The 24,739-nt window shown below is 49.7% G+C and carries 21 protein-coding genes and 1 other RNA gene; 21 read left to right on the top strand and 1 reads right to left on the bottom strand.

Annotated features, from left to right (window positions below; genetic code table 11):
• Positions 1-302 precede the first annotated feature (302 nt).
• From OCV59_RS00700 to OCV59_RS00750, 11 genes are all read left to right on the top strand, one after another.
• Positions 303-755, top strand: a complete 453-nt coding sequence (locus OCV59_RS00700) for an Hsp20/alpha crystallin family protein (protein WP_147592402.1) — start codon at positions 303-305, stop codon at positions 753-755.
• 147 nt (positions 756-902) lie between these two features.
• Entirely contained in the window at positions 903-1,976 is a 1,074-nt protein-coding gene (locus OCV59_RS00705) for a DnaJ C-terminal domain-containing protein (RefSeq protein WP_147592403.1), read from the top strand.
• A 194-nt stretch (positions 1,977-2,170) separates the two neighbouring features.
• The gene (locus tag OCV59_RS00710) at positions 2,171-3,412 is read left to right on the top strand and encodes a CobW family GTP-binding protein (protein ID WP_147592404.1); all 1,242 of its coding nucleotides are present in this window, start codon (positions 2,171-2,173) and stop codon (positions 3,410-3,412) included.
• A 16-nt stretch (positions 3,413-3,428) separates the two neighbouring features.
• Complete coding sequence (locus OCV59_RS00715; protein WP_147592405.1) at positions 3,429-4,379, top strand: TIGR03943 family putative permease subunit; 951 nt, start codon at positions 3,429-3,431, stop codon at positions 4,377-4,379.
• Between the two features lie 28 nt (positions 4,380-4,407).
• On the top strand, positions 4,408-4,560 hold the full coding sequence (locus tag OCV59_RS00720) for a hypothetical protein (RefSeq protein ID WP_262584003.1): 153 nt from the start codon (positions 4,408-4,410) through the stop codon (positions 4,558-4,560).
• A complete protein-coding gene (locus OCV59_RS00725) occupies positions 4,560-5,054 on the top strand; it encodes an NUDIX hydrolase (protein WP_262584004.1) in 495 nt (164 codons plus the stop codon). Before OCV59_RS00720 ends, OCV59_RS00725 begins: the two co-directional genes overlap by 1 nt.
• A 377-nt stretch (positions 5,055-5,431) precedes the next feature.
• A complete protein-coding gene (locus OCV59_RS00730) occupies positions 5,432-6,331 on the top strand; it encodes a Ppx/GppA phosphatase family protein (RefSeq protein WP_147592406.1) in 900 nt (299 codons plus the stop codon).
• A complete protein-coding gene (gene ppk1 / locus OCV59_RS00735) occupies positions 6,310-8,448 on the top strand; it encodes a polyphosphate kinase 1 (RefSeq protein ID WP_147592407.1) in 2,139 nt (712 codons plus the stop codon). The genes OCV59_RS00730 and ppk1 overlap by 22 nt, the downstream gene beginning before the upstream one ends.
• 128 nt (positions 8,449-8,576) lie before the next feature.
• Positions 8,577-8,948: a desulfoferrodoxin family protein gene (locus tag OCV59_RS00740; RefSeq protein ID WP_147592408.1), complete on the top strand. Its 372-nt coding sequence runs from the start codon at positions 8,577-8,579 to the stop codon at positions 8,946-8,948.
• 129 nt (positions 8,949-9,077) lie between these two features.
• Positions 9,078-9,278, top strand: a complete 201-nt coding sequence (locus OCV59_RS00745) for a ferredoxin thioredoxin reductase catalytic beta chain (RefSeq protein WP_147592409.1) — start codon at positions 9,078-9,080, stop codon at positions 9,276-9,278.
• Between the two features lie 265 nt (positions 9,279-9,543).
• The gene (locus OCV59_RS00750; protein WP_147592410.1) at positions 9,544-10,944 is read left to right on the top strand and encodes an MATE family efflux transporter; all 1,401 of its coding nucleotides are present in this window, start codon (positions 9,544-9,546) and stop codon (positions 10,942-10,944) included.
• 141 nt (positions 10,945-11,085) lie between these two features.
• Here OCV59_RS00750 and OCV59_RS00755 read toward each other — a convergent pair whose 3' ends face one another.
• A complete protein-coding gene (locus OCV59_RS00755; protein WP_147592411.1) occupies positions 11,086-11,730 on the bottom strand; it encodes a hypothetical protein in 645 nt (214 codons plus the stop codon).
• Positions 11,731-11,868: 138 nt separating this feature from the next.
• On the opposite strand from OCV59_RS00755, the gene OCV59_RS00760 reads away from it, so the two are divergent.
• From OCV59_RS00760 to OCV59_RS00805, 10 genes are all read left to right on the top strand, one after another.
• Positions 11,869-16,395, top strand: a complete 4,527-nt coding sequence (locus OCV59_RS00760; protein ID WP_147592412.1) for a 2-hydroxyacyl-CoA dehydratase — start codon at positions 11,869-11,871, stop codon at positions 16,393-16,395.
• Between the two features lie 257 nt (positions 16,396-16,652).
• Complete coding sequence (locus tag OCV59_RS00765; protein ID WP_147592413.1) at positions 16,653-17,381, top strand: YebC/PmpR family DNA-binding transcriptional regulator; 729 nt, start codon at positions 16,653-16,655, stop codon at positions 17,379-17,381.
• A 527-nt stretch (positions 17,382-17,908) separates the two neighbouring features.
• Positions 17,909-18,277: a GntR family transcriptional regulator gene (locus OCV59_RS00770; RefSeq protein ID WP_147592414.1), complete on the top strand. Its 369-nt coding sequence runs from the start codon at positions 17,909-17,911 to the stop codon at positions 18,275-18,277.
• Complete coding sequence (locus OCV59_RS00775) at positions 18,274-19,011, top strand: ABC transporter ATP-binding protein (RefSeq protein ID WP_147592415.1); 738 nt, start codon at positions 18,274-18,276, stop codon at positions 19,009-19,011. The genes OCV59_RS00770 and OCV59_RS00775 overlap by 4 nt, the downstream gene beginning before the upstream one ends.
• Entirely contained in the window at positions 19,001-19,828 is an 828-nt protein-coding gene (locus tag OCV59_RS00780; protein WP_147592416.1) for a hypothetical protein, read from the top strand. The genes OCV59_RS00775 and OCV59_RS00780 overlap by 11 nt, the downstream gene beginning before the upstream one ends.
• 49 nt (positions 19,829-19,877) lie before the next feature.
• Entirely contained in the window at positions 19,878-20,267 is a 390-nt protein-coding gene (locus OCV59_RS00785; RefSeq protein WP_147592417.1) for a metallopeptidase family protein, read from the top strand.
• Between the two features lie 176 nt (positions 20,268-20,443).
• Positions 20,444-20,624, top strand: a non-coding RNA gene (gene ssrS / locus OCV59_RS00790) — 6S RNA.
• Between the two features lie 131 nt (positions 20,625-20,755).
• Positions 20,756-22,660, top strand: coding sequence for a molecular chaperone HtpG (gene htpG, locus OCV59_RS00795; protein WP_147592418.1), 1,905 nt, complete (start codon positions 20,756-20,758; stop codon positions 22,658-22,660).
• Positions 22,661-22,934: 274 nt separating this feature from the next.
• On the top strand, positions 22,935-23,756 hold the full coding sequence (locus OCV59_RS00800; RefSeq protein ID WP_147592419.1) for a formate/nitrite transporter family protein: 822 nt from the start codon (positions 22,935-22,937) through the stop codon (positions 23,754-23,756).
• A 2-nt stretch (positions 23,757-23,758) separates the two neighbouring features.
• Positions 23,759-24,730 (top strand): P1 family peptidase, encoded by a 972-nt coding sequence (locus OCV59_RS00805; RefSeq protein WP_147592420.1) that lies wholly within the window; start codon positions 23,759-23,761, stop codon positions 24,728-24,730.
• Positions 24,731-24,739 lie beyond the last annotated feature (9 nt).

Genomic DNA, 24,739 nt, shown 5'->3' on the forward strand with positions numbered 1-24,739 from the left:
AGTTTTGTTAAGTTTCGCTAAGTTTAGTGCTTGAAAGTCTACATTGCTTGTTAAGCTCGAAGTCTTGATGAATCCAGTAAAATCACGAAAAATAAAAAATCTCAAAAAAATTAGCACTCACCTCTTGACAGTGCTAACAAAAGTGCTATAATAAAATCACAAAGAGAAAAAGGGATCAATCAGAGAGACGACGATCAGAGAGTTTGCCCGGAACATCACCGGGTGACGAAGAGCTGATCGTAAGACCAGACAACTGATCGCCGTGAAATCAATAGATTGATACTTGAAGGGAGCGATGATTTATGATGATGCCTAGAATATTTGGAGAAAACTTATTTGACGATTTTATGAACGATTTCACATTTCCTGCATTTCCGAATGTAGAGAAGAAGCTGTATGGCAAACATGCAAGAAATCTCATGAAGACAGACGTCAAAGACACGGATACCGGATATGAGGTCGACGTAGATCTGGCCGGTTTCAAAAAAGATGAAATACAGATCGAACTTGAAAAAGGATTCCTGACAGTAACAGCTGCCAAGGGTCTCGACAAGGACGAAAAAGACAAGAAGGACAACTATATAAGGCGTGAGCGTTATGCAGGCAGCATGAGCAGAAGCTTTTATGTAGGCGAGCACGTTACAGAGGATGACATCCATCCTAAGTATGAAAACGGAATCCTGTCCTTTACAGTTCCTAAGGAGGAAGCAAAAGCGATAGAAGATAAAAAACATTACATCTCCATTGAGGGATAATAAACAGAAAAGCGACGAGTACCCCGTGGGATGATTCCTGCGGGGTACTGTTGTAAAGCATGTTTACAGAAAAATAAAATGCAAACAACAGTCTGATACCGGTGAACATCACGGGATCGGATTTTGATATAGATTGGAGTGATGGTCATGGCATCAAAGAGAGATTATTATGAAGTGCTCGGCGTGAGCAGAGACGCTTCACAGAGCGATATAAAAAAGGCCTATCGAAAGATGGCCAAGAAATACCATCCTGACACCAATGCAGGCAATGCGGACGCGGAGGAGAAGTTCAAGGAGATATCCGAGGCTTACTCTGTGCTCAACGACCCTGAAAAGAAAGAGCTCTATGACAAGTTCGGTCATGCGGCGTTCGACGGCACTGCAGGCGGCGCTCAGGGCGGTGCAGGCGGTAACCCTTATGGAAATTACAGGGAGTATCATTTTGAAGGCGGGGATATGGACGATATCCTCAGGGACCTTTTCGGCGGAAAGTTCTCAGGCGGCTTCAGCGGCAGATCAGCCGGCAGTAGCGGGTTCTCACATGGTTTTTCGGGAAGTGGCGGATTCTCGCACGGTTTCTCGGGAACAGGTGCAGGAGGCAGCTACGGCGGATATGAGGACGGATTCGGCAGTGGCTTTTCCGGAGGCTTCGGAGGTGCGGATTTCAGCCGCGACGGCGCAGATGCGACGGCAGACATAAATGTGACATTCGATGAAGCTGCATTCGGCGGCGACAAGATGATAAATATCACCGATCCGGTGAGCGGAAAGAAAACATCATTGAAAGTCCACATACCGGCAGGCATCGACACCGGCAAGAGCATCAGGCTCAAGGGGCGCGGGACGCCGGGATCCAGCGGCGGGAAAAACGGAGACCTTCTTCTCAGAGTCAACGTTGGCAGCAAGCCGGGATTCGAGCGAAAAGGCATGGACGTCTACAGCAGCATCACAGTACCGTTCAGCACGGCGGTACTCGGCGGCAAAGTGCCGGTACAGACGCTGCAGGGCAAAGTGATGTGCACGATCGCGCCGGGAACACAGTCCGGAACTAAACTTCGAATAAAAAACAAAGGCATAGTATCGATGAACAGCAAGTCGGAATACGGATCACATTACGTGACAGTTCAGATAGAAGTGCCGAAAAACATCAGCCCTGAAGCAAAGCGCAAACTTGAAGAATTCGAGCAGCTGTGCGGAAAGAGCAGCAGAGCAGCCGCATAACACGGCTGCTTTAGCGTTTTGCACAAGAAAAAAGATGGTTTGTCAAAAATAACTTTCATGATACTGACACCATCTCGCTATTTTAAAATGATATATTATTTGGTATAATAACGTTGGCCGGATGGCGAGCCGCGCCTTGTGCAAAGCGCGCAGCAGTCCGAAGGCCGGAATTTTTACAGAACAAGGAGAAGATCATGGCAAAAGTTGATATAATATCCGGATTTCTCGGAGCCGGAAAGACGACATTCATAAAGGAACTTATTTCAAAGGCATACAAAGATGAAAAGACAGTGCTCATCGAAAATGAATTCGGTGAGATCGGTATAGACAGCCGCTTCATGCAGAACTCAGGCATCGAGGTGACTGAGATGAACTCGGGATGCATTTGCTGCACGCTCGTCGGCGATTTTGCAAAATCGCTGAAGCAGGTGAGCGACGAGTTCCATCCTGACCGCATCATCATCGAGCCGTCGGGAGTCGGCAAGCTGTCCGATGTTGCAAAGGCTGTAATAGACATGCAGGATGAGGCGGGCGTCGAGATCGAGAGCCTGATAACCGTTGCAGACGGCAAGAAGGCTAAGATGTACATGAAGAATTTCGGCGAATTCTACAACGATCAGCTGGAACATGCAGGCGTCATCGTGATCAGCCGTACGCAGGACATGGATGAAAAGGCCCTTGCAGAGTGCGTCGAGCTTCTCAGAGAGAAGAATCACGATGCGGCTATCATCACGACTCCGTGGGAAGATCTGTCGGGAGATATGATAAATGCGGCGCTTTCACACAGCCATGCACTCGAAAAGGTGCTGCGCGAGCTGGAGCATGAGCAGCATGACGAGCATCATCACCATGAGCATGAGCACCATCATGACCATGAACATCATGATCACGACGAAAATCACCACCATGAACATCACCACGACCATGATGACGAGTGCTGTTGCGGACACGACCATCATCACCATGAGCACGACCACGATGAGCATGATCACCATCACGATCACGATGACGAGTGCTGCTGTGGTCACGATCATGAGCATGACGAACACCATCATCACGAAGAACATCATCACCATCATCACCATCATCACGATCACGAAGATGAGTGCGGCTGCGGCTGCGGCTGCGGACATGATCATCATCACGACCACCACGCAGACGAGATCTTCACAAGCTGGGGCATCGAGACGGTACACAAATTCAGCAGAGCAGAGCTTGAAGACACGCTCAGCCTGATGGGAGTCACTAAGAACTTCGGCACAGTCCTCAGAGCCAAAGGCATCGTGGAGAGCGATGACGGCACTTGGATGGAATTCGACATGGTCCCCGAAGAACTCGAGATCAGAGAATGCCAGCCTGACTATATAGGAAGAGTGTGCGTTATAGGTACGGAGCTTGACGAAGAAGCACTGAAACGTGTTTTCGTGATCAGCTAGAGAAAGGACAGTTGCGATGGAAACACCGGTTTATATATTCACAGGGCTGCTGGAAAGCGGCAAGACCACACTGATACAGGAAGTCGCAGGTGAAGAGGGATTTCTGGATCCCGGCGATTCTGTAGTGATCCAGTGCGAGGAAGGCGAAGTTTCTCTCAGCGATGAATTCCTGAATAAATACTCTATGACTCTCGTAAAGGTGCAGGAGCCTGAAGAGCTCACGGAAGAATTCTGGAAAGGCATCGAAGACAAGTACAGACCGGCACAGATACTGATAGAGTACAACGGTATGTGGGAGCTGGAACAGCTTTTCAACGACAACATTCCGGAAGACTGGTTCGCAGGCGGAGTGTATTCGGCTGTCAACGCAGAGACTGCGGAAATGTACATGACGAACATGAGGAAGATGTTCATGGAGCCGCTCAAGGCGTCGAACCTCGTCATTTTCAACAGATGCGACGACAACACCGACAGGATGAAGTTCAGGAGAGCGATAAAGATGCTCAATCCTCAGGTGCAGGTGGCATTCGAGAAGAAAGACGGCACGATGTTCGCCAATGAGGCAGATATGATGCCGTTCGACTACAGCGGACACAATATAAAGATCGAAGACATGGACTACGGACTGTGGTACCTCGATGCGATAGACCATCCTGACAGATATATAGGCAAGGAGATAGAATTCACTGCAAAGTACTGCGCGAGCGGAGAAGAAAATGCGAACTATTTCATCCCGGGAAGACATATCATGACATGCTGCGCAGACGATATACAGTTTCTCGGATTCATCTGTTATTTCGACGATGATACGGGAGAGCGATTCGGACACGGAGACTGGATACACGTCAAAGTCAGCTTTGACTGCGGGATCCACGAGATGTACGGATTCGACATGGGACCGATACTCAAGCTGGTATCGATAGAGCCGGCCGAAAGACCGGAGCAGGAACTTGTGACATTTTCATGATAACTGCGGTAATGAGGAGGAGATCATTATGAAAAACTTTTTTAAAGACTGGAACTTTAAAAAGCATGCAAAGCTCGTAACGGGTGTGTACCTCGTGTGTTATGCGATAGACATGACGCTGGGATATGCAGTGGCTAAAAAGTGCCTGGGCACATCGAAGAAAGCAGACGAGGAAGAATAATGAGATACAGATTCTGTTCCAGCTGCACCGAAGAGATGGATAGACAGCTCCGTGAGGATGAGTCTGCACCCGAGGAAATGCAGGGATACAACTGCATCATGATCTACAGCCCGGATAAGAGCAGGCTGCTGTTTTGCAAAAGACTCAAGGACCCGTACGAAGGGAAGTTCAACCTGGTAGGCGGCAAGATCGAGCCGGGCGAGGACCATTTCGACGCGGCGTACAGAGAGCTTTTCGAGGAGACCGGCATCAGCCGCAGCGACGTCACGCTTTCGCACATGATGGACTTCACGTACTACAACCAGCACTGCATCGTCGAGGTGTATGCGGGCGTGCTCACAGCTGACGTGGAGCTTGTGAGCGAGAAGCATCCGCTCTGCTGGATAGACGCGGGCGAGGATTTCTTCGACCTCGAGAGATTCGCAGGTGAGGGAAACATCGGTCACATGGTCGAGCAGGTCAGAGACTACGGCATGGGAGTGCCTGAAAAATAGCGGAAAAACGCCGGGAATGCCGCAGGCACAGTACGTCATACGTCGTCAGTATAGCAGTGCGTTCGGCGCAGAATAAAGAGAATATGAAAACGGTCAGATGGAACTTATCGTGTCACGGTTTGGAGTCTGGGCCGTTTTTTGCATTCTGCAGCTGCGTGCAGAAGGGGGACGGCGGGCGGAGTTTATGCACGGGATCATGCAAAGGCGCAGCTGTGGGCAGCACACAGGGCTTATGCGGCGCAGGACGGATGTCAAATGTAAAAATATGGGATGTTAAATAAATTTAACATTAAAATCATGGAATACTTTACATAAACCACTTATAATAAGCATGTACACATTTAGAAACAATTCCGGACACAGCAGAGGGGGTACCGATGAAATATTCAGTGATAGATATAGGCTCGAACTCTGTCAGACTGACGGTCTACAGGGTAAAGGACGGAGCGTTCAGGATACTGTTCAAGGACAAAAAGATGGCAGGACTTGCAGGTTATGTAGAGAACGGGTGCATCAGCGACGCGGGTATAGAGCGTGCCTGCGATACGCTGCTGGAGTTCAGGAACACACTGCATCTGCTGGGGATAACGGACAGGATATATGCGTTTGCAACAGCGTCACTCAGAAATATCGTGAACAGCGACGAGGCGTCAGCCAGGATAACGGCAGCGACAGGCTTCGATATAGATATAATAACGGGCGAGCAGGAAGCGATACTCGGATATACAGGTGTGATGCGAGAACTTCATGTATCGGACGGCGTGTTCACCGATATAGGCGGCGCCAGCACGGAGATCGCATTTTTCAGAGACGGGAGCGTGCTCGAGCCTCGAAGCTACCGCATGGGATCGCTGAAGCTGTACAAAGACTGCGTCAAACACATACTGCCGGGCAAGGCGTCGAAGGAGCGCATCAGCCGGGCGATAGCAGAGGAGTTCGCAAGGAGACCGCTGGAAGCGCCGGGACCGTACACGAAGCTGATATGCACGGGAGGAACGGCGAGATCTGTGTTCAAATTCGCCAGATATCTCGGGCTGATACCGGCATCTTCGAATACGATGTCGGCAAAGGATCTTCTGAAGACAGGAGAGTTCCTGACCGGGGACAGGCGTGATGCGGCAGATGCGATACTGAAGGTGGATCCGGAAAGGATCCATACTATAATACCGGGATACATGATCCTGCAGAGCATAGCGGATCATACAGCGGCAAAGAAGATAACCGTCAGCAGCTACGGAGTAAGGGAGGGGTATTTATGTCAAAAGATACTGGGATAAAGAAAAAATACAGCTATACGCAGAACAGAGAGCTGAGCTGGCTGAGATTCAACAGGAGAGTGCTGGAGGAGGCGGCAGATGCAAAGGTGCCGCTGCTTGAAAGGCTCAAGTTCGTATCGATATTTTCGACGAATCTGGATGAGTTCTTCATGGTGCGTGTCGGGAGCCTGTTCGATATAGCGTCGATGAACCCCGATCACACGGACAACAAGTCAGGTATGTCGCCCGAAGAGCAGCTTGACAGCATATACAGAGTGATACCGGGGCTAGTGGAGCGTAAACGGCGCATTTACAGGGCGGTCTGCATGGAGCTTGAAAAAGAAGGCATAAAAGATGTGCAGTACGAAGAGCTGACGCCGCTCGAAAGAGAGTATGCCGAAAAATTCTTCGATACGGAGATGCTGCCGATACTGTCGCCGCAGATCATAGACAGCAGACACCCTAAACCGCATTTCCAGAGCAAGGGGCTTTATGTTGCCTCTCTTGTGCATGATAAGAACGACAGAAAATCGATGGCATTCGTGCAGGTGCCGGAGCACCTTCCGCAGGTCCTGATGCTGAGCGAAGCCGGAAGATCCATAAGGATAGAGAACATACTGTTGCAGCGCGTGCCTGAGCTTTACGGCAAATTCAGGCAGGAGGAGGCGTGCGTGTTTTCCGTGACGAGAAATGCGGATGTCAGCTTCGACTCGGAAAAATTCGAGGACAGCGAGACCGACTTCAGAAACTACGTGGAGAAAAGGCTCCGAAAGCGTGCGACCCTTGCGATCGTGCGCCTGGAGATAGACCGCGATGTCTCCGACGGATTCAGAAAAGAGCTGATGAAGATGACGGGTGTGCAGAAGCATCAGGTGTATATAGACAGGACGCCGCTCAACATGAAATACGTGTTCGAGATGATAGGCGGGCTGCCGGACGGACTGAAGGGAAAGCTGCTGTACAGACCTTACGAGCCGAGATGGCCGGAGGATCTCAGCCGCGATGTCCCGATGATGGAGCAGATCAGGCAGAAGGACAGGATGCTGTTCTTCCCGTTCGATTCGGTGGAGCCGTTCATCAGGCTGCTCAATGAAGCGGCCGACGATGAAGACGTGCTTTCGGTGAAAATAACTATATACAGGCTCGCATCATCATCGAAGATCGTGCGCGCACTGTGCCGCGCAGCAGAAAACGGCAAGGAAGTGATCGTGCTGATGGAGCTTCGCGCGAGGTTCGACGAGGAAAACAACATAGGCTGGTCGAAGATGCTGGAGGAGGCGGGATGCAAGGTGATATACGGCCTTGAGAATTTCAAATGTCACAGCAAGATCTGCCTTATAACCTCTCACAAAAAAGGAAAATACGGCTATATCACACAGTTCGGCACGGGCAATTACAACGAGAAGACGAACGCGATGTACACCGATCTGAGCATCATGACGGCAAACGAGGACATCGGACGCGACGGGACTGCGTTTTTCCGCAATATGCTGACAGGCAATCTCGATGGACAGTACAAAGAGCTGCTGGTGGCGCCGGCAGGTATAAAACCCGCGCTTATGGAGATGATAGATGGTGAGATCAGCAAGGGCGGCGACGGATATATATGCATGAAGATCAATTCCGTGACAGACAGGGACATCATCGACAAGCTGGCGGAAGCTTCGAGAGCAGGAGTAGACATACAGCTGATCGTACGCGGTATATGCTGCATCAGAGCCGGTATCGCGGACGAGACCGAGAATGTGACAGTCACGAGCATAGTCGGCAGATACCTGGAGCATGCCAGGATATACTGCTTCGGCAGGGGAGGATCTGCAGGGCTTTACATATCCTCTGCAGACCTGATGACTAGAAACCTCAGCAGACGTGTCGAGATCGCCGGGCCTGTCCATGACGAGGATATAAAACGGCAGCTGATACGCATCCTGGAGGTGCAGCTTTCTGACAAGGCCAAGGCGAGTCTGATGCAGCCGGACGGATCGTATATACGGAAGTGCGAGGGAGAAGCAGTGGCGCTGGACAGCCAGCAGGAATTCATGGATGAAACGCTCCACGATGTGCAAAATGCGCCGGTTCCGCAGAAAATACACAACGGACTTTTCGGCAGGATCGCGGCGTTTTTCAGCAAATCATAAAAAACGCAGACAAATAGCTGCAGTTTTTTGCAAAAAAGCTTGCATTATATTGGTTTATGTGTATAATATACTTAAATGGTACAGATTAAAAATCGGAACTGAAACATAAATGCAGGGAGGAATGAAAGATGAAATTTTATAAGTGTGAACATTGTGGAAATATAGTTACTTTCGTAGAGGACAAGGGCGTTCCTGTGATGTGCTGCGGACAGAAGATGACGGAGCTCAATGCAAACACTACTGATGCTGCACAGGAAAAGCACGTGCCGGTAGTTGAGCAGGACGGAGATACTGTAAAGGTGACTGTAGGTTCAGTTGAACATCCTATGCTTGAAGAGCATTTTATCCAGTGGGTATGTCTTGAGACTGAAAAGGGCAGCCAGATAAAATATCTGAAGCCGGGTGCAAAGCCTGAGGCTGTTTTCACGCTGAACGATGACAGACTCGTTGCAGTTTACGAATACTGCAACCTGCACGGCCTCTGGAAAGCAGAAGTATAGGCAGAGATGTATATCGGAGCTGCACCGGCGGACCCGGGGCCAGCACGGACAGCTCCGCAGATCAGAATTCAGTTTCAGGAATGCTGCTGCAGGCAGGACACAGAAGATAAGTTACCGGGGGGATACGACATGGCTGTAAGAGAGAATGAAAACAGAGAAATAGTGGACATGATCAGAGAAGGGCTCAGGCAGAGAAACGGATACTGCCCGTGCCGCGTGGAGATGATCCCGGAAAACAAGTGTGTCTGCAAGGAGTTCAGGGAACAGATCGCAGATCCGGATTTTGAAGGATACTGCCACTGCATGCTTTTCTACAAGTCAAAGGACTGATGACGGATGCGTGAGGGACAGCCGCCGGAAATGCGAAGCACGGCTGTATGAACAGCATGCACGCACTGCCGGACGGAGCAGTATAGCGTATGCCGTGCGCCTGTCGGATATTTCTTGACGGCAGGTATTGATTTTCATACCATAGAATGGTAGTATATAACATGGATACCAAGTTTGAAATTTGCCTAATGTATTTTAGGCAAATTTTTGTGGTTACGAGAAAATAAGTATAAATCAGTAAAAAAATGAATACGAGGAATTCAAAATGGAAAGCAATGACAAAATGAACAATCTGGACAATACGAACAAGATGGGCGAAATGCCTGTCGGGAGGCTCATCTTCCACATGTCGTGGCCGGCAGTACTGTCGATGTTCATACAGGCCTTTTACAATGTAGTAGACAGTTTTTTCGTTTCGATGATAAGCGAGCAGGCGCTGGCAGCGGTAACCTACATATTCCCGGTGCAGATGCTCATAATCTCGGTGGCTGTGGGAACAGGCGTCGGGATAAATTCGCTGATAGCAAGAAGACTGGGTGCGCAGCGCTATGAAGAGGCAGATCTGGCAGCAAGCCACGGGTACAGGATCTCGTTCTTTAACTGGATGTTCTTTGCGCTGATAGGGATATTCCTGTCGGGACCGATGATGCATATGATGTCGGATACACCGTACATCGTTGAAAACGGCGAGAAATACATGTTCATAATAACTGTGGGTTCGCTGTTTTCCATAATACAGATCACGTCAGAGAAGATCCTGCAGTCGACAGGAAACATGAAGATACCTATGATCTGCAGCATATGCGGTGCAGTGACAAATATCATCCTGGATCCTATGTTTATCTTCGGTGTCGGACCGTTCCCTGAAATGGGAGTTACCGGTGCAGCCGTGGCTACTATCCTGGGCCAGCTGGTTTCGATGTGTCTCGGGCAGTATTTCCTTTTTGCAAAGGAGCACGCTGTGCATGTGAAGCTGCGCGGATGGAAGGTTCAGGGCAGGATACTCAGGGATATCTACGCTGTAGGAGCGCCGGCGATACTGATGCAGTCGATCACATCCGTGATGCAGTTCGGTATGAACATCATACTGGGAAACCTTACGGAGACAGCAGTAGCTGTAATGGGCGTCTACGGAAGACTGCAGTCGTTCATATTCATGCCGGTATTCGGACTCAACCAGGGCGTGCTGCCTGTGATGGGATTCAACTACGGTGCGAGAAACAGGAAGCGACTCATGGAAGCTTACAAGAAAGGTGTTTTCACAGCGCTCGTGATCATGGGCATAGGTCTGATACTGTTCCAGACAATACCGCATCAGCTTCTTGCGATATTCAACTCGACAGGCAACCAGGCGATGTACGACATAGGAGTGCCTGCGCTGAAGACGATCAGTCTATGCTTCCTGCCGGCAGCATTCGGCATCATGACTTCATCGATATTCCAGGCGATAGGACACGGTTTCCTCAGTCTGTGGGGATCGCTGCTCAGACAGCTCATCGGTATACTGCCGATCGCGTGGATATTCTCATACATAGCAGGTCTCGATCTGGTATGGTACTCGTTCCCGCTGGCAGAGCTGATAGGTGTCGTATACTTTGCGGCAGCGCTCAGATACGTGTACAGAAAGGATATAAGACGCCTGGATATAATAAAGGGTATGATGTAGCGTCTATCCAGTATTTTCAAAACAAAAATACCAATAGCACAGAAAAATCGTGTTATTGGTATTATTTTTAATGGAACTGCCTGATCTGCAGGCATTACGGTATGACAATACGGGACTTAGTGAAAGTTTGACGGTATCAGATTATGGATATAGGATCTCGATCGTCTCGCCGTCTTCGATCCTGTAGTCGGAGTCCATCTCGACCAGGTCGTAGATCAGCGGATCTTCGATCAGCCGCTTCCATGCTGTGTAGGTGGCTTTGACAAAGTCATCGTTGAGCGGTATTTTATCGGTGATCAGCGGACAGGTGTAAGGGACCGGACCGTTCTGGTATATCATGCAAAGCTCGCCGTCTTCATCGATGTGAGGGGCCAGAGGGAACGTCCGGCACTGCAGAGGACGCATGGCGCGGTCGCAGTTAGGTGCATTGAGACATCGCAGGAAATACACTTTCCCGCGCCAGCTGTCGGGGAATTCGTAGTCCTCGGCGTATGCCCAGCTCCAGCCGAGCCATTCCTCGTCACCGGAAAAGAGTTTTTCCTCGCCGGGAAGAAGATAGATGCCGAGAGAGAAATCGTCATCGCCGCTGCCTTTAGAGCAGCATACGGCATCGGGTGCTTCCGGATGTCCTCCGTTTCCTGTATCACCTGTGCTGCTGGAGCTATCCGTTGCGGTGCGGGCTGCATCGTCGATATTGCTGTAATCAGCATTTTCGTATTCATATGTGCAGCAGATACTGCCGCATAACAGGCCGCAGTCTCCATTAACTGGAGAAACTTTATCCAATAAACGGTATATGGCCTTAAATGTATTTTTTTTGATTGAACTTTTCATAAAAATATTATATCATAAATGAATAATTGTTGAAAATTTAATTTTCTTTACATATATATATAGATTTTGGTAAAAAGGAAGGACCACGATATGAGACTAGGAATAGATGTTGGTTCGACAACGGTCAAACTTGTGCTGCTGGATGAGAATGACAAGGTCACATACAGCAGATATGAAAGACATATGTCGAATGTTTTCAAGACAGTTGTCGACATGCTTAGAGAGATGTATGAAACAGTCGGAGACATAAAACTCAGGACGGTGATAACGGGCTCCGGAGGACTGTCTCTGTCGAACATACTCAAGATACCGTTCGAGCAGGAGGTCGTGACGTGCAGTGCGGCTGTCGAGGCACTGATACCGCAGACGGATGTTGCGATAGAGCTCGGAGGCGAAGACGCCAAGATAACATTTTACGGGCAGACTATAGAGCAGAGGATGAACGGTACATGCGCGGGCGGTACCGGAGCATTCATAGACCAGATGGCGGCACTGCTCAACACCGATGCTTCTGGGCTCAATGAGGCAGCAAAGAAGCACACCATGATATATCCGATCGCCGCAAGGTGCGGAGTATTTGCGAAGACGGACATACAGCCGCTGATCAATGAAGGTGCGCCGATAGAGGATCTGTCGGCTTCGATATTCCAGGCGGTAGTCAACCAGACTATCAGCGGACTGGCATGCGGGCACACGATAAAAGGCAAGGTGGCGTTCCTGGGAGGACCGCTGTCATTCCTTTCGGAGCTCAGGAAACGGTTCATCGACACGCTGGAGCTCAGCGATGAAGACGTGATATTCCCTGAGGACTCCAAGTTTTTCGTTGCCATCGGTGCAGCGCTCAACTCGGCAAAATATGAAGAGATGGGATTCAAAGACATCATAGACAGGATCGAGCATGCAGACCCGAGTGCGCTTTCCGATACGAAGCACGTCGACCCGCTGTTTGCAGATGCGGAAGACTATAAAAAATTCCACGAAAGACACCTGAAGGACAGGATAAAGAGAAAAGATATAAAGAAAGCAAAGGGCAGAGTTTTCCTCGGAATAGACGCCGGCTCAACGACGACGAAGGCCGCACTGATAGATGACGAGAAAAACCTGCTGTACTCATATTACAGAGGCAATGAAGGAAAGCCGCTGGAAGCGACGATGAACATGTTCAAGGAGCTGTACTCGCTGCTGCCTTCAAAAGCGTACATAGCTAACGTTACTGCTACAGGATACGGCGAAGGCCTTATAAAGGCTGCGTTCAAGGCGGACCTGGGCGAGATCGAGACGATGGCGCACTACAAGGCTGCTGAGGAATTCCTGCCGGGAGTCGATTTCATACTCGATATCGGCGGACAGGACATGAAGTGCATGCGTATCAAGGACGGTGCGATCTACAACATCATGCTCAACGAGGCATGTTCGTCAGGCTGCGGATCGTTCATCGAGACGTATGCAAAATCCGTGAACATGGATGTGCAGTCCTTTGCAACTGAGGCTCTCTTTGCAAAGGCTCCGGTAGATCTCGGAACGAGGTGCACCGTATTCATGAACTCGAAAGTAAAACAGGCGCAGAAGGAAGGAGCCACGATCGGCGACATATCTGCAGGACTTTCCTATTCAGTAATAAAGAACGCACTTTACAAGGTGATAAAGCTCAGGAATCCTGAAGAGGCCGGAAACAAGATCGTCGTACAGGGCGGAACGTTCCTCAATGACGCCGTGCTGCGCGCGATAGAGAACATACTCGGAAAGAACATCGTCAGACCTGATATCGCGGGCCTGATGGGAGCTTACGGAGCAGCGCTGATCGCAAAGGAAAACTACGTCGAGGATACTGTTTCATCAGTGATAACGCCTGACGACATCGCCACTTTCCACGTGACGACGAGCCATGTCAGATGCAAGGGCTGTGAAAACAACTGCCTCATGACGATAAACAAGTTCAATGACGGAACGAGATTCTTTACAGGAAACAGATGCGAGCGCGGAGAGGGCAAGACTCCGGAGGAAGCCAACAAGCTGCCTAACCTGTTCGAATACAAGCTCAAGAGACTGTTCAGGTACAAGCCGCTGACGGTCGAGGAGTCGAAGAGAGGCGTGGTAGGTATACCTAGGGTCCTCAACATGTACGAGAACTATCCGTTCTGGTTCGTGCTGTTCACCAGACTGGGCTTCAGCGTGATGCTTTCACCGACGTCCAGCAAGGAGATGTACGAGAGAGGTATGGAGACTATCTCGTCGGATACGGCATGCTATCCTGCAAAGATGGTGCACGGGCACATCAAGTGGCTCGTGGAGCACGGTGCGAAGTGGATCTTCTATCCGAGCATCAACTACGAGAGAGTGGAGGATGAGACGGCGCCGAACCATTACAACTGCCCGATCGTTGCGACATATCCGGAAGTGATTGCCGGAAACATGGACGATATATTCGAGGAGAACGGCGTGACGTTCACGCATCCGTTCCTGCCTTATGACAACGACGAGAACCTCGTGCGGGAGCTTTACAAGGTGCTCAGGCGCACAGGCGTGAGCAGGCTGGAGCTCGAAGATGCTGTCAAGATGGCGAGAGCGGAAGACAAGCGCGTCAAGGATGACATCAAGAAAGCGGGTGAATACTCGCTCAAATACGCGCGTGATCACAAGAAAAAGGCAGTGGTGCTGGCCGGCAGACCATACCATCTGGATCCGGAGATCAACCACGGCATAGATAAGATAATAAGCTCGTTCGACATGGTCGTGCTGACGGAAGACTCTGTTGCACACCTGGGCAAGCTGGAGCGCCCGATCAGAGTGCTCGACCAGTGGATGTACCATTCGAGACTTTACAAGGCGGCGACATTCGTCGGTACCACCGACGATGTGGAGATCGTACAGCTCAATTCATTCGGATGCGGTCTCGATGCGGTGACGACAGATGAAGTCGAAGAGATAACGAAGAAAAACAACAAGCTTTACACGGTGCTCAAGATCGACGAGGGTACCAACATGGGTGCTGCAAAGATCAGGATCAGGTCGCTCAAGGCTGCTATGGACGAGAGAGACAAAAACGGTGTGAAGCATGTGGAGGACAGGAGTCCGTACAAGAGAGTGTACTTTACGAAGAAAATGAGAAAAGACTACACGATTCTGATACCGGAGATGTCCCCGATACATTTCCAGTTCCTCGAGGCGGCTATCGGCAGTGCGGGATACAAGGTAAAGAGGCTCCCGACCGTAGACAAGAACGCAGTGGATGAGGGTCTGAAATACATAAACAACGATGCGTGCTATCCTACTATAGTGACGCTTGGACAGATAATCTCATACCTTAAGTCAGGCGAAGTGGATCTTGACAAGGTCGGCATCTTCATGAGTCAGACGGGTGGGGGCTGCAGAGCCAGCAACTACGTTGCGCTTTTGCGAAAGGCTCTGAAGGATCTCAACATGGAGCAGATCCCTGTCATCTCTGTAAACATGGCGGGACTGGAATCGAATCCCGGTTTCAAGATCTCGATGAAATTCGTAAAGCGCGGTGTGATGGCACTTGTCTACGGCGATCTGTTCATGCGTGTGCTCTATGCGACGAGACCGTATGAAAAGGTGCCGGGCTCGGCGAACGCTCTTTTTGAAAAGTGGTCGAGAGTGGCCAACCGCAATGTGAAGAACGGTAGTTTATTGAAGTTCAAGCATATAATAGCCAGCATCGTAAAGGCTTTTGACGAGCTGCCGCTGCTGGATATAAAGAAACCGAAGGTCGGAGTGGTGGGAGAGATCCTGGTGAAATACCATCCTAATGCCAACAACGACGTGGTCGACATCATAGAGAAGGAGGGCGGAGAGGCTGTCGTGCTCGATATGATAGATTTCTTCATGTACGGCATGTACAGCAAGGAGTTCAACTACCGCAACCTGTCGGGCTCATACGGGACGATGATGGGCAACAGGATCGCGATAGATGTGCTGGAGTTTTTCAGAAAGCCGATGAGGAAGGCTCTCGAGGAAAGTAAGCGTTTCCATCAGCCGATGTTCATAAAGGATATCGCGAAGAAGGCTACGGAGATCATTTCGCTCGGCAACCAGTGCGGCGAAGGCTGGCTGCTCACAGGCGAAATGGTCGACCTGATCGACGACGGCGTGGAGAACATAATCTGCATGCAGCCGTTTGCGTGTCTGCCTAACCACGTTACAGGCAAGGGCATGATGAAGGCTCTCAGAAAGAGGAACCCGATGGCGAACATCGCGGCGATCGACTACGATCCGGGTGCATCTGACGTCAACCAGCTCAACAGGATAAAGCTGATGATGGCGACGGCGCACAAGAACCTCGAGAAGAAGGAAGCTGAAGCCAGGGCGGCTGCCGGCGGGAATGCAGGTGCCGGAAGCGCTGATATCACAGACCGTGCAGATGCTGCCGGGGCTGGCAGTCCGGTAAATGCCGGAAGTATCGGCGGTGAAAATGCAGCTGCAGATGGCGCAGGCATAACGGCATCGCAGCCGGATATAGTTTCGCTCGGAGATGCAGATGATGCAAAGACTGCAGGAGACTCACAGGCCGCAGGCTGTGATGATTCAGCTGTGACAGATGAGAAACTGCAGGATCAGAGCATAGGATCCATCGAATCGGAAGAGCATGCAAGCTAGAGCTTTACACACGCAGGCTATTACGCAGACACTCAAACCGGATGAGGGACGATCCATGAGCGTGTTGAAAATGCGAAGCTGCAGGCTTTACACGAGGTAAAAATCAATGAAATATACAGGTCCGTATACATTCCGGGTGGAATAGTATGCGGACCTTGCTATATTTGTAAGCTGCATCATATTGACCTTGAATTTATAAAGGTCAGGGTGTATAATTTTAAATGTATTGAAAAAAATTAAGGTTAGGAGGTGTCTCCATGGGAAGACACGGAACAATAGCAGGCAGAAAAGCAGCACAGGATTCTAAGCGTGCAGCTATGTTCACGAAATACGCAAGAGCCATCATAGTAGCAGCAAAGGCAGGCGGAGACCCTGACTACAACGCTACTCTGAGGGTTGCAATAGAAAAAGCAAAGGGCATAGGAATGCCTAATGACAACATCAAGCGAGCTATCAAGAAGGGAACAGGCGAGCTTGAGGGCGAGACTTATGAAGAACTCAGCTTTGAGGGATACGGTGTAGGCGGCGTTGCTGTCATCGTAGAAACTCTTACTGACAACAGAAACAGGACTACAGCGGCGGTAAGATCGACTTTTGACAAGAACGGAGGAAATCTGGGAACACCTGGATGCGTTTCGTACATGTTCTCGAGAAAGGGCGTGATCATCATCGAAAAGACTGATGATATCAATGAAGACGCACTGATGGAAGTTGCTCTCGAAGCAGGGGCAGACGACATGATTACTCATGACGACAGCTTTGAGATCCAGACTTCACCCGAAAGCTACACAGACGTTCACGGAGCGCTGGTAGACGCAGGCTACGAGATTGTTGATTCCGACGTCGAGTTCGTACCTTCGATGGAAGCTGCGCCTACAGATGAGAAAGATCTGAAGGCTCTCAAGAAGATGATCGACACACTTGAAGACAACGATGACGTGCAGAAAGTACATCACAACTGCAGCGTAGATCTGGAAGAGATATAAGTAAAAGTCTCAGCTGCTGCTGAGCAGGTCGCAGACAAGCGTGACTTACATAATTATCAAAGAAGAATCTCTCTATGTGGGAAACCGTATGGAGGGATTTTTTGTAATGCCGCAATAATACACAGATTTTGAGCGTAATGGATAATCTGCTTTTCTTAAATCTGTTTCACAGATAAATCAAACTAAAAATCAAGAGCAGTTAAAATAATCATTGCGAAACATACATTAAAAATAATGATTTCAAAAACTGTTGACAAAACTCTAATGCAGAGTTATATTATTATTGTCCTAAGCACATAGGACAATATGACAATAAGACAAGAGATGCAAAAGCGCAGCTTCCGAAGACCTGCAGGCTTTTGCAGCATCGGAGCAAAAACAAGAGCAAGAGCAAGAACAAAGTACAAAGTTCAAAACGCAAAGTCAAAGTCAAAGTCAAAGCCAAAATCAAAATCAAAACCAAAGCAGAAAACGGGATCAGATAATAATGGTCGCAGTGATGATGAATAAAGAAAGAGGGTGCAAGATTGGAATGGAAGCTTGATGACAGCAGACCTATATGGCCGCAGCTCAAAGAACAGCTCATCATAGCCATAGTGGCCGGCAGGTTCCAGATGGGAGGATCGTTCCCGACGGTGCGAGAGCTGGCGGAAGACGCCGGTGTGAACCGCAACACCATGCAGAGGGCGCTGAGCGAGCTGGAACATGACGGGTTCGTTATTACCAACAGGACTGCGGGCAGGACTGTCACTACAGATGAAGGGCTGGTGGCCAGGATGAAAGAGCAGATAGCGATGCAGAACATCGAAAAATTCATAAGAGAAATGGAAGCTATCGGATACGGTGCAGACGATATCGTCAAGATGATACAGGAGAGAGGGGTTGAGAAAAAATGAAAACGGGAACTCTGATACAGTGCAGCGGCCTCTGCAAGGATTTCGGCAGTAAAGAGGCGCTGAAGGACGTCGATCTGCGTATCGGCAGAGGAAAGATAATAGGTCTTCTGGGACCGAACGGGAGCGGCAAAACCACGCTGATCAAACTGCTCAACGGACTGATCAGACCGACGAAGGGAGAGATACTGATAGATGGTATCAAGCCGGGGATCTACACGAAATCGATAGTGAGTTATCTGCCGGACAGAAGTTATTTCGCAGACTGGATGCATGTGAAAGACGTGCTCGATATGTTCGAGGAATTTTACAACGATTTCGATCGCTGCAAGGCGGAGGAAATGTGTGCAGCTATGGGGATAACGGCATCCGACAGGATAAAGACGATGTCGAAGGGTACGAGAGAAAAAGTGCAGCTGATACTGGTGATGAGCAGGAACGCTCAGCTCTACCTGCTTGACGAGCCTATAGCAGGAGTGGACCCGGCAGCACGCGACTATATACTTTCCACGATAATAAACAACTACAGCGAGGATGGAACGGTGATAATTTCCACGCACCTGATCTCTGACATAGAAAGAGTGCTGGACGAGGTGATATTCATCAATGGCGGCAGCGTTACCAGACATGAGACGGTCGACGATATCAAGGAGAGAGAAGGAAAATCGATAGACGATGTCTTCAGAGACACATTCAGGATGGTTCCTATAGCGGGGGTGAACAGATATGACAGGTAGACTTATAAAATATGAGCTCAGATCGAGCATAAAGCTGATGGGCGTGATATGGGCGGCGCTGATAGTGACAAGCTTCCTTTTCAGCATCAGCATCAATTTCATGGGGAATCTCATGATAAGAAGCTCCATTGCGAGTACGCTGATAAACCTGCTTCAGGGGATCACGGGGATGCTGTACATAGCAGTGTTCATCGCGACGGCGGCAGCTTCTGTGGTGATCGTAATAATGAGGTTTTACAAGGGGCTGCTCAGCGACGAGGGGTATCTGATGCATACTCTTCCTGTAAAACCGTGGCAGCTGATAACGGCAAAGGGCGTATCGGCGCTGATAATAGTGTGCGCAAGCGTGATCGTTTCGGTACTTTCGGCTCTGGTCATGGCAGGCACGGGAAGCTTTGGTGCGATCACGGAATTCTGCGGCTTCATCAGGGATATGTTCAGGGAAGAGCCGAAGGTGTTACTGGTCGCTGCAGAGTTCATAATATTAGTGATACTGTCGCTGCTGAAAAGCATATATCAGATATACGCTTCGCTTTCGATCGGTCAGCTTGCAGGAAAGTACAGGATACTTCTTTCACTGGGCGCTTATGTCGGTATAAATATAGTTATAACTGTGCTGGCGGTGCTGATCATGATGCTGCTGGATGTTACGGGAGCACTGAGCGGATGGAGCTCGTTTTCGGTGAATACGGTGAATGACATGCTGAATGCAGGGCAGACGGTACTGGGCTTCGCTGCGGCTGTAACGGTCATCCAGCTGGCGGCTTTCCATGTGATAACGGAAAGGATACTGTCGCTGAGACTGAATCTGCAGTGATGAAGCGATGTAGTACAGGATCGGTGTCAGGGAAAGCGGGGAGCATGATATGATGATATCTATAGACGAATTCACGGAAATAATGGATGATATAGCACATGAGCTGCCGGATGAATTTTATCGTGATCTGAACGGCGGCATACTCATACTGCCGGACAGGAAGCTCAGCCCTTATGCAAAGGCTGCGGATCTGTGGGTGCTCGGGACTTATGTGCACAGCTCGTCGATGGGCAGGCTGATAGAGATATATTACGGTTCGTTCTGTGAACTTTTTGCGGGAAGCAGCAGAGAACGGCTTATAGAAGAAATGCGGGAGACTCTTTATCACGAGTTCACACATCACATGGAATCGCTTGCCGGAGAAAAAATGCTCGAGGAAAAGGATGCACAGCAGATCAGAGATTATATAAATCGCAGTAATGACAGGGGACAGGGGTGACAGATGCTCTGCGTCACATCGATCAGCACACGGATACATGATGATCGGCACACAGAAATATGCTTATTCTATCATCAAAATATCGAATTATTTACTTGAAATTAACATACAATATAATTATAATTAAACTTGGCTAGGGAACAGTGCAGAAACTGCACGTCATATATTCCGAGCATGATATCCTGAGATGTGCGATGAGGTAGTATAATTCAACCTACATGATGACATTGGGAGTCCGGGTTTTTGACTAGCTTATGTCGGGCCGTCCCTGAACGGAAGACAGAAGCGGGAACAGGGCACCCCCCTATTGTAAAGATAGGGTGTGAATTATATCCTTGACGGCATGTCGGGATTTTTTTTTTGCGAAAAAAAGTAAAATTTCCCACGCCGGCACTTGATTTTTGAAAAGAATTGTCCTATTATATTGTTAGCACTCGATAAAGAGAAGTGCTAACAAATGAAAAATCAAAACGAAAGGATGATTCAAAATGGCTAAAAAGCAATTCAAGGCAGAGTCAAAGAGACTTTTGGATTTAATGATCAATTCGATCTACACACATAAAGAAATATTTTTAAGAGAGCTGATCTCCAATGCGAGTGACGCAGTGGACAAGCTTTATTACAAGACGATCACAGAAGGCGATACGGGAATATCTCGTGATGATTTCGGTATCAGGATCGAAACCGACAGAGAGAACAGGACACTCAGGATCATCGACAACGGCATGGGCATGACGAGAGAAGAGCTGGAGAAAAACCTGGGAACTATCGCAAAGAGCGGATCGCTGGATTTCAAATCCGAGATGGACAAGAAAGACGAGATCGACATAATCGGACAGTTCGGCGTAGGCTTTTACTCGGCGTTCATGGTCAGTGACAAAGTCAGCGTGCTGAGCAGAGCTTACGGATCAGATGAAGCGTACATGTGGGAGTCATCCGGAGCAGACGGATACACGATCACAGAAGCAGAGAAAGACAGCAACGGAACAGAGATAACGCTGACGCTCAAGGAAGATACAGACGACGAGAATTACAGCGAGTATCTCGATACTTACAAGATAAAGAGCCTGATCACGAAGTACTCAGACTACATCAGATATCCTATACAGATGATGGTAGAGAAGCACAGACTGAAACCGGGCTGCGAAGACAAGAAGCCTGAAGAGCAGGAATACGAGACATATCAGGAACTCGAAACGCTCAACAGCATGGTGCCTCTCTGGAAGAAGAACAAGAGCGAGATAAAAGACGAAGACTACAACGAATTTTACAAAGACAAGTTCTACGACTTTACAGATCCTGCAAAGGTCATACACACCGACGTCGAAGGCGTGGTAAGCTATACGGCACTGCTGTTCATACCGGGACAGGCTCCGTTCAACTATTACACTAAAGACTATGAGAAAGGCCTGCAGCTTTACTCGTCAGGCGTGCTGATCATGGACAAGTGCCCGGATCTGCTGCCGGACTATTTCAGCTTCGTAAAGGGCCTTGTGGATTCACAGGATCTGTCGCTGAACATTTCCAGGGAAATGCTGCAGCATGACAGACAGCTCAGAGCAATAGCACAGAGACTCGAAAAGAAGATCAAGAGCGAGCTGCTTTCCATGCTCAAGACCGATCGTGAAAAATACATCAGCTTCTTCAAGAACTTCGGACTGCAGCTGAAATACGGACTTTACGACAGCTTCGGAGCAAACAAGGAAACGCTCAAGGATCTGCTGATGTTCTATTCGTCTACTGAGAAAGCGCTCGTTACGCTTTCGGAATACGTGAGCAGGATGAAGCACGAACAGAAATACATCTACTACGCTTCGGGCGAGACTGTAGAACAGATAGACAGACTGCCGCAGACAGAACTCCTCAAGGAAAAAGGCTATGAGATACTCTACCTCACAGACAGCATAGATGAGTTCGCACTGCAGGTTATGCGCGAATTCGACGAGAAACAGTTCAAGTCGGTATCGGGCGAGGATCTCGACATCGAAGAATCGAAGGAAGAAAAAGAAGCTGCGGAGAAGCAGGCGGAAGAGAGCAAGGATCTGCTCGAGTTCATGAAGGAGTCACTGGACGGCAAGGTTTCAGAAGTAAAGCTTTCGCACAGACTCAAGAGCCATCCTGTGTGCCTGACGTCAAAGGGCGGACTTTCCATAGAGATGGAAAAGGTGCTGAACGCTATGCCTACAGACGAAAAAGTGCAGGCTGAGCGCGTACTCGAGATCAACGCAAAGCATCCTGTACTCGAAAAGCTCAAGAAGGAATACGATACGGACAAGGATACGGTAAAGAAGTACACCGCGCTGCTCTACGACCAGGCTAGACTGATCGAGGGGCTGCCGATCGAGGATCCTGTGGAATTTTCGAATGCGGTATGCGAGCTGATGACAAAATAGCGCAGATCATGATGACCGGAGAGCATGCAGATGCGATGAAAGCGCATGCGGACGAGCGGACGACATGAAAAGTAACGTGTTCTAAACACGCGCGATATATGGTATAATAGCTACCTGGTGCAGTATTCATATGCTGCCCGGGTAGTTTTTTGTTGCGGAGAAGGCCGAGACCTGACCGGAGCTCATCAGGAGACCGAAATCCGGAGATCGAGATCCGAAACAGAAGACAAAACAGGAATAACAGGAATAACAGGAGAAAAAGGAGAAGGGATAAATGAAAGCACTTACAACAGGAGAAATACTCGAAAAGGTGTCGGATTCCGCGATACCCAAGGCGACATCGGGATTCTGGAAATTATTCATACTTGCTATACTCGCGGGAGCGTACATAGCGTTCGGCGCACAGGCGTCTGCGATGGCATCGTTCAATCTGACATCGGATCCGGCGACTTTCGGACTCGGCAAGCTCGTGTCTGCATCGGTGTTCCCGGTGGGACTGATGATGGTCGTGCTCTGCGGGGCGGAGCTCTTCACAGGAAACAACCTGATGATAATAGGCGTACTCGACAGGAAGATCAAAGTCTCAGGCATGCTCAGGAACTGGGTCATCGTATACATAGGCAATTTTATCGGAGCGCTTCTCGTGGCGGCACTCGTGAACTATTCGGGACTGCTGGAAAGCGGCGGCGGGCTGCTTGGCGCGGTAACGGTGAAGACGGCCGTGTCAAAGACGAGTCTTGACTTTGGAAAGGCGTTCGTGCTCGGAGTGATGTGCAACTGGCTCGTGTGCCTGGCTGTATGGATGGCGACAGGAGCTCATACCACGATAAGCAAGATATTCTCGATACTGTTCTGTATCGGTCTTTTCGTAGTGTCCGGATTCGAGCACAGCATCGCGAACATGTATTTTATACCGGCGGGAATGATCGCTTCGGGAAATGACGCGTACGTGCAGCTGCTGGGAACTGATATAAGCGGACTTACAGTCGGCAGCTTTGTGATGGGAAATCTGCTCCCTGTAACGCTGGGAAATCTCGTCGGCGGCGGTATATTCGTCGGAGTTGTCTACTGGCTGATCGGAAGGAAACTGAAATAACGATGAAACGTATACCTATAGAAGAGATAGAAGGATTCCGCATCGGGAATGCACAGGATATATCCGGAGGCACGGGATGCACCGTGATAATCTGCGAGAGCGGCGCGGCAGCAGGAGTCGACGTGAGAGGCGGCGGGCCTGCTACGCGTGAGACAGATCTGCTTTCGCCGTCAAAGGCATGTCAGAAAATATACGGCGTGCTGCTTTCGGGCGGCAGCGCTTACGGACTCGACGCGGCCGGTGGAGTGATGCGTTATCTCGAGGAAAAAGGCATAGGATTTGACGTCGGGACAGGCGTCGTTCCCATAGTGCCGGCAGCGTGTCTTTACGATCTGATCGCAGGGGATTTTCGCTGCAGACCGGATGCTGAGATGGGATACGCGGCATGCACAGACTCTGAGAAAAACAAGCCGCAGCAGGGAAACCGCGGTGCGGGGACAGGCGCTACAGTCGGGAAGTTTCTGGGCATCGAGCGCCTGATGAAGAGCGGGCTCGGTACATACGCCGTGCAGATCGGAGATCTGAAGGTCGGTGCAGTCGTGGCAGTGAACTGTCTCGGTGATGTGTACGACGCGGATACCGGCAGACAGATAGCGGGGATGCTTTCGGAAAGCGGCAGGTCGCTTGCCAGCACGAGGGAAGCGATGTGGAGCTCAGTACAGCAGCAGAAAAATGTTTTTACGGGGAATACTACCATAGGATGCGTGATAACGAATGCAGCTCTGACGAAGGATCAGTGCAGCACCCTGGCATCAATGACGCACGACGGCTTTGCGACAGCGATAAAACCGGTGCATTCGTCAGCCGACGGAGACACTGCGTTTTACATGTCATGCGGAGACGTGCAGGTCAATGCGGACGCCCTCGGCGATCTCAGCGCCTACGTGATGGCGAAGGCTATAAACGAGGGAGCCAGAAGCGCGGAGGCGGCGTACGGATTTATTTCGGTGAACGAGCTTGAAGAACAGAAGTGAAGGTGGACA

Origin of the sequence: Brotomerdimonas butyrica (genome assembly GCF_025567305.1) — a bacterium.
GTDB lineage: Bacteria > Bacillota > Clostridia > Peptostreptococcales > Anaerovoracaceae > Lentihominibacter > Lentihominibacter butyricus.

Bases quoted from the DNA above. Each gene is read 5' to 3' on its own strand.
- OCV59_RS00700 (WP_147592402.1), top strand. From the start codon at position 303: ATGATGATGCCTAGAATATTTGGAGAAAACTTATTTGACGATTTTATG.
- OCV59_RS00705 (WP_147592403.1), top strand. From the start codon at position 903: ATGGCATCAAAGAGAGATTATTATGAAGTGCTCGGCGTGAGCAGAGAC.
- OCV59_RS00710 (WP_147592404.1), top strand. From the start codon at position 2,171: ATGGCAAAAGTTGATATAATATCCGGATTTCTCGGAGCCGGAAAGACG.
- OCV59_RS00715 (WP_147592405.1), top strand. From the start codon at position 3,429: ATGGAAACACCGGTTTATATATTCACAGGGCTGCTGGAAAGCGGCAAG.
- OCV59_RS00720 (WP_262584003.1), top strand. From the start codon at position 4,408: ATGAAAAACTTTTTTAAAGACTGGAACTTTAAAAAGCATGCAAAGCTC.
- OCV59_RS00725 (WP_262584004.1), top strand. From the start codon at position 4,560: ATGAGATACAGATTCTGTTCCAGCTGCACCGAAGAGATGGATAGACAG.
- OCV59_RS00730 (WP_147592406.1), top strand. From the start codon at position 5,432: ATGAAATATTCAGTGATAGATATAGGCTCGAACTCTGTCAGACTGACG.
- ppk1 (WP_147592407.1), top strand. From the start codon at position 6,310: ATGTCAAAAGATACTGGGATAAAGAAAAAATACAGCTATACGCAGAAC.
- OCV59_RS00740 (WP_147592408.1), top strand. From the start codon at position 8,577: ATGAAATTTTATAAGTGTGAACATTGTGGAAATATAGTTACTTTCGTA.
- OCV59_RS00745 (WP_147592409.1), top strand. From the start codon at position 9,078: ATGGCTGTAAGAGAGAATGAAAACAGAGAAATAGTGGACATGATCAGA.
- OCV59_RS00750 (WP_147592410.1), top strand. From the start codon at position 9,544: ATGGAAAGCAATGACAAAATGAACAATCTGGACAATACGAACAAGATG.
- OCV59_RS00760 (WP_147592412.1), top strand. From the start codon at position 11,869: ATGAGACTAGGAATAGATGTTGGTTCGACAACGGTCAAACTTGTGCTG.
- OCV59_RS00765 (WP_147592413.1), top strand. From the start codon at position 16,653: ATGGGAAGACACGGAACAATAGCAGGCAGAAAAGCAGCACAGGATTCT.
- OCV59_RS00775 (WP_147592415.1), top strand. From the start codon at position 18,274: ATGAAAACGGGAACTCTGATACAGTGCAGCGGCCTCTGCAAGGATTTC.
- OCV59_RS00780 (WP_147592416.1), top strand. From the start codon at position 19,001: ATGACAGGTAGACTTATAAAATATGAGCTCAGATCGAGCATAAAGCTG.
- OCV59_RS00785 (WP_147592417.1), top strand. From the start codon at position 19,878: ATGATGATATCTATAGACGAATTCACGGAAATAATGGATGATATAGCA.
- htpG (WP_147592418.1), top strand. From the start codon at position 20,756: ATGGCTAAAAAGCAATTCAAGGCAGAGTCAAAGAGACTTTTGGATTTA.
- OCV59_RS00800 (WP_147592419.1), top strand. From the start codon at position 22,935: ATGAAAGCACTTACAACAGGAGAAATACTCGAAAAGGTGTCGGATTCC.
- OCV59_RS00805 (WP_147592420.1), top strand. From the start codon at position 23,759: ATGAAACGTATACCTATAGAAGAGATAGAAGGATTCCGCATCGGGAAT.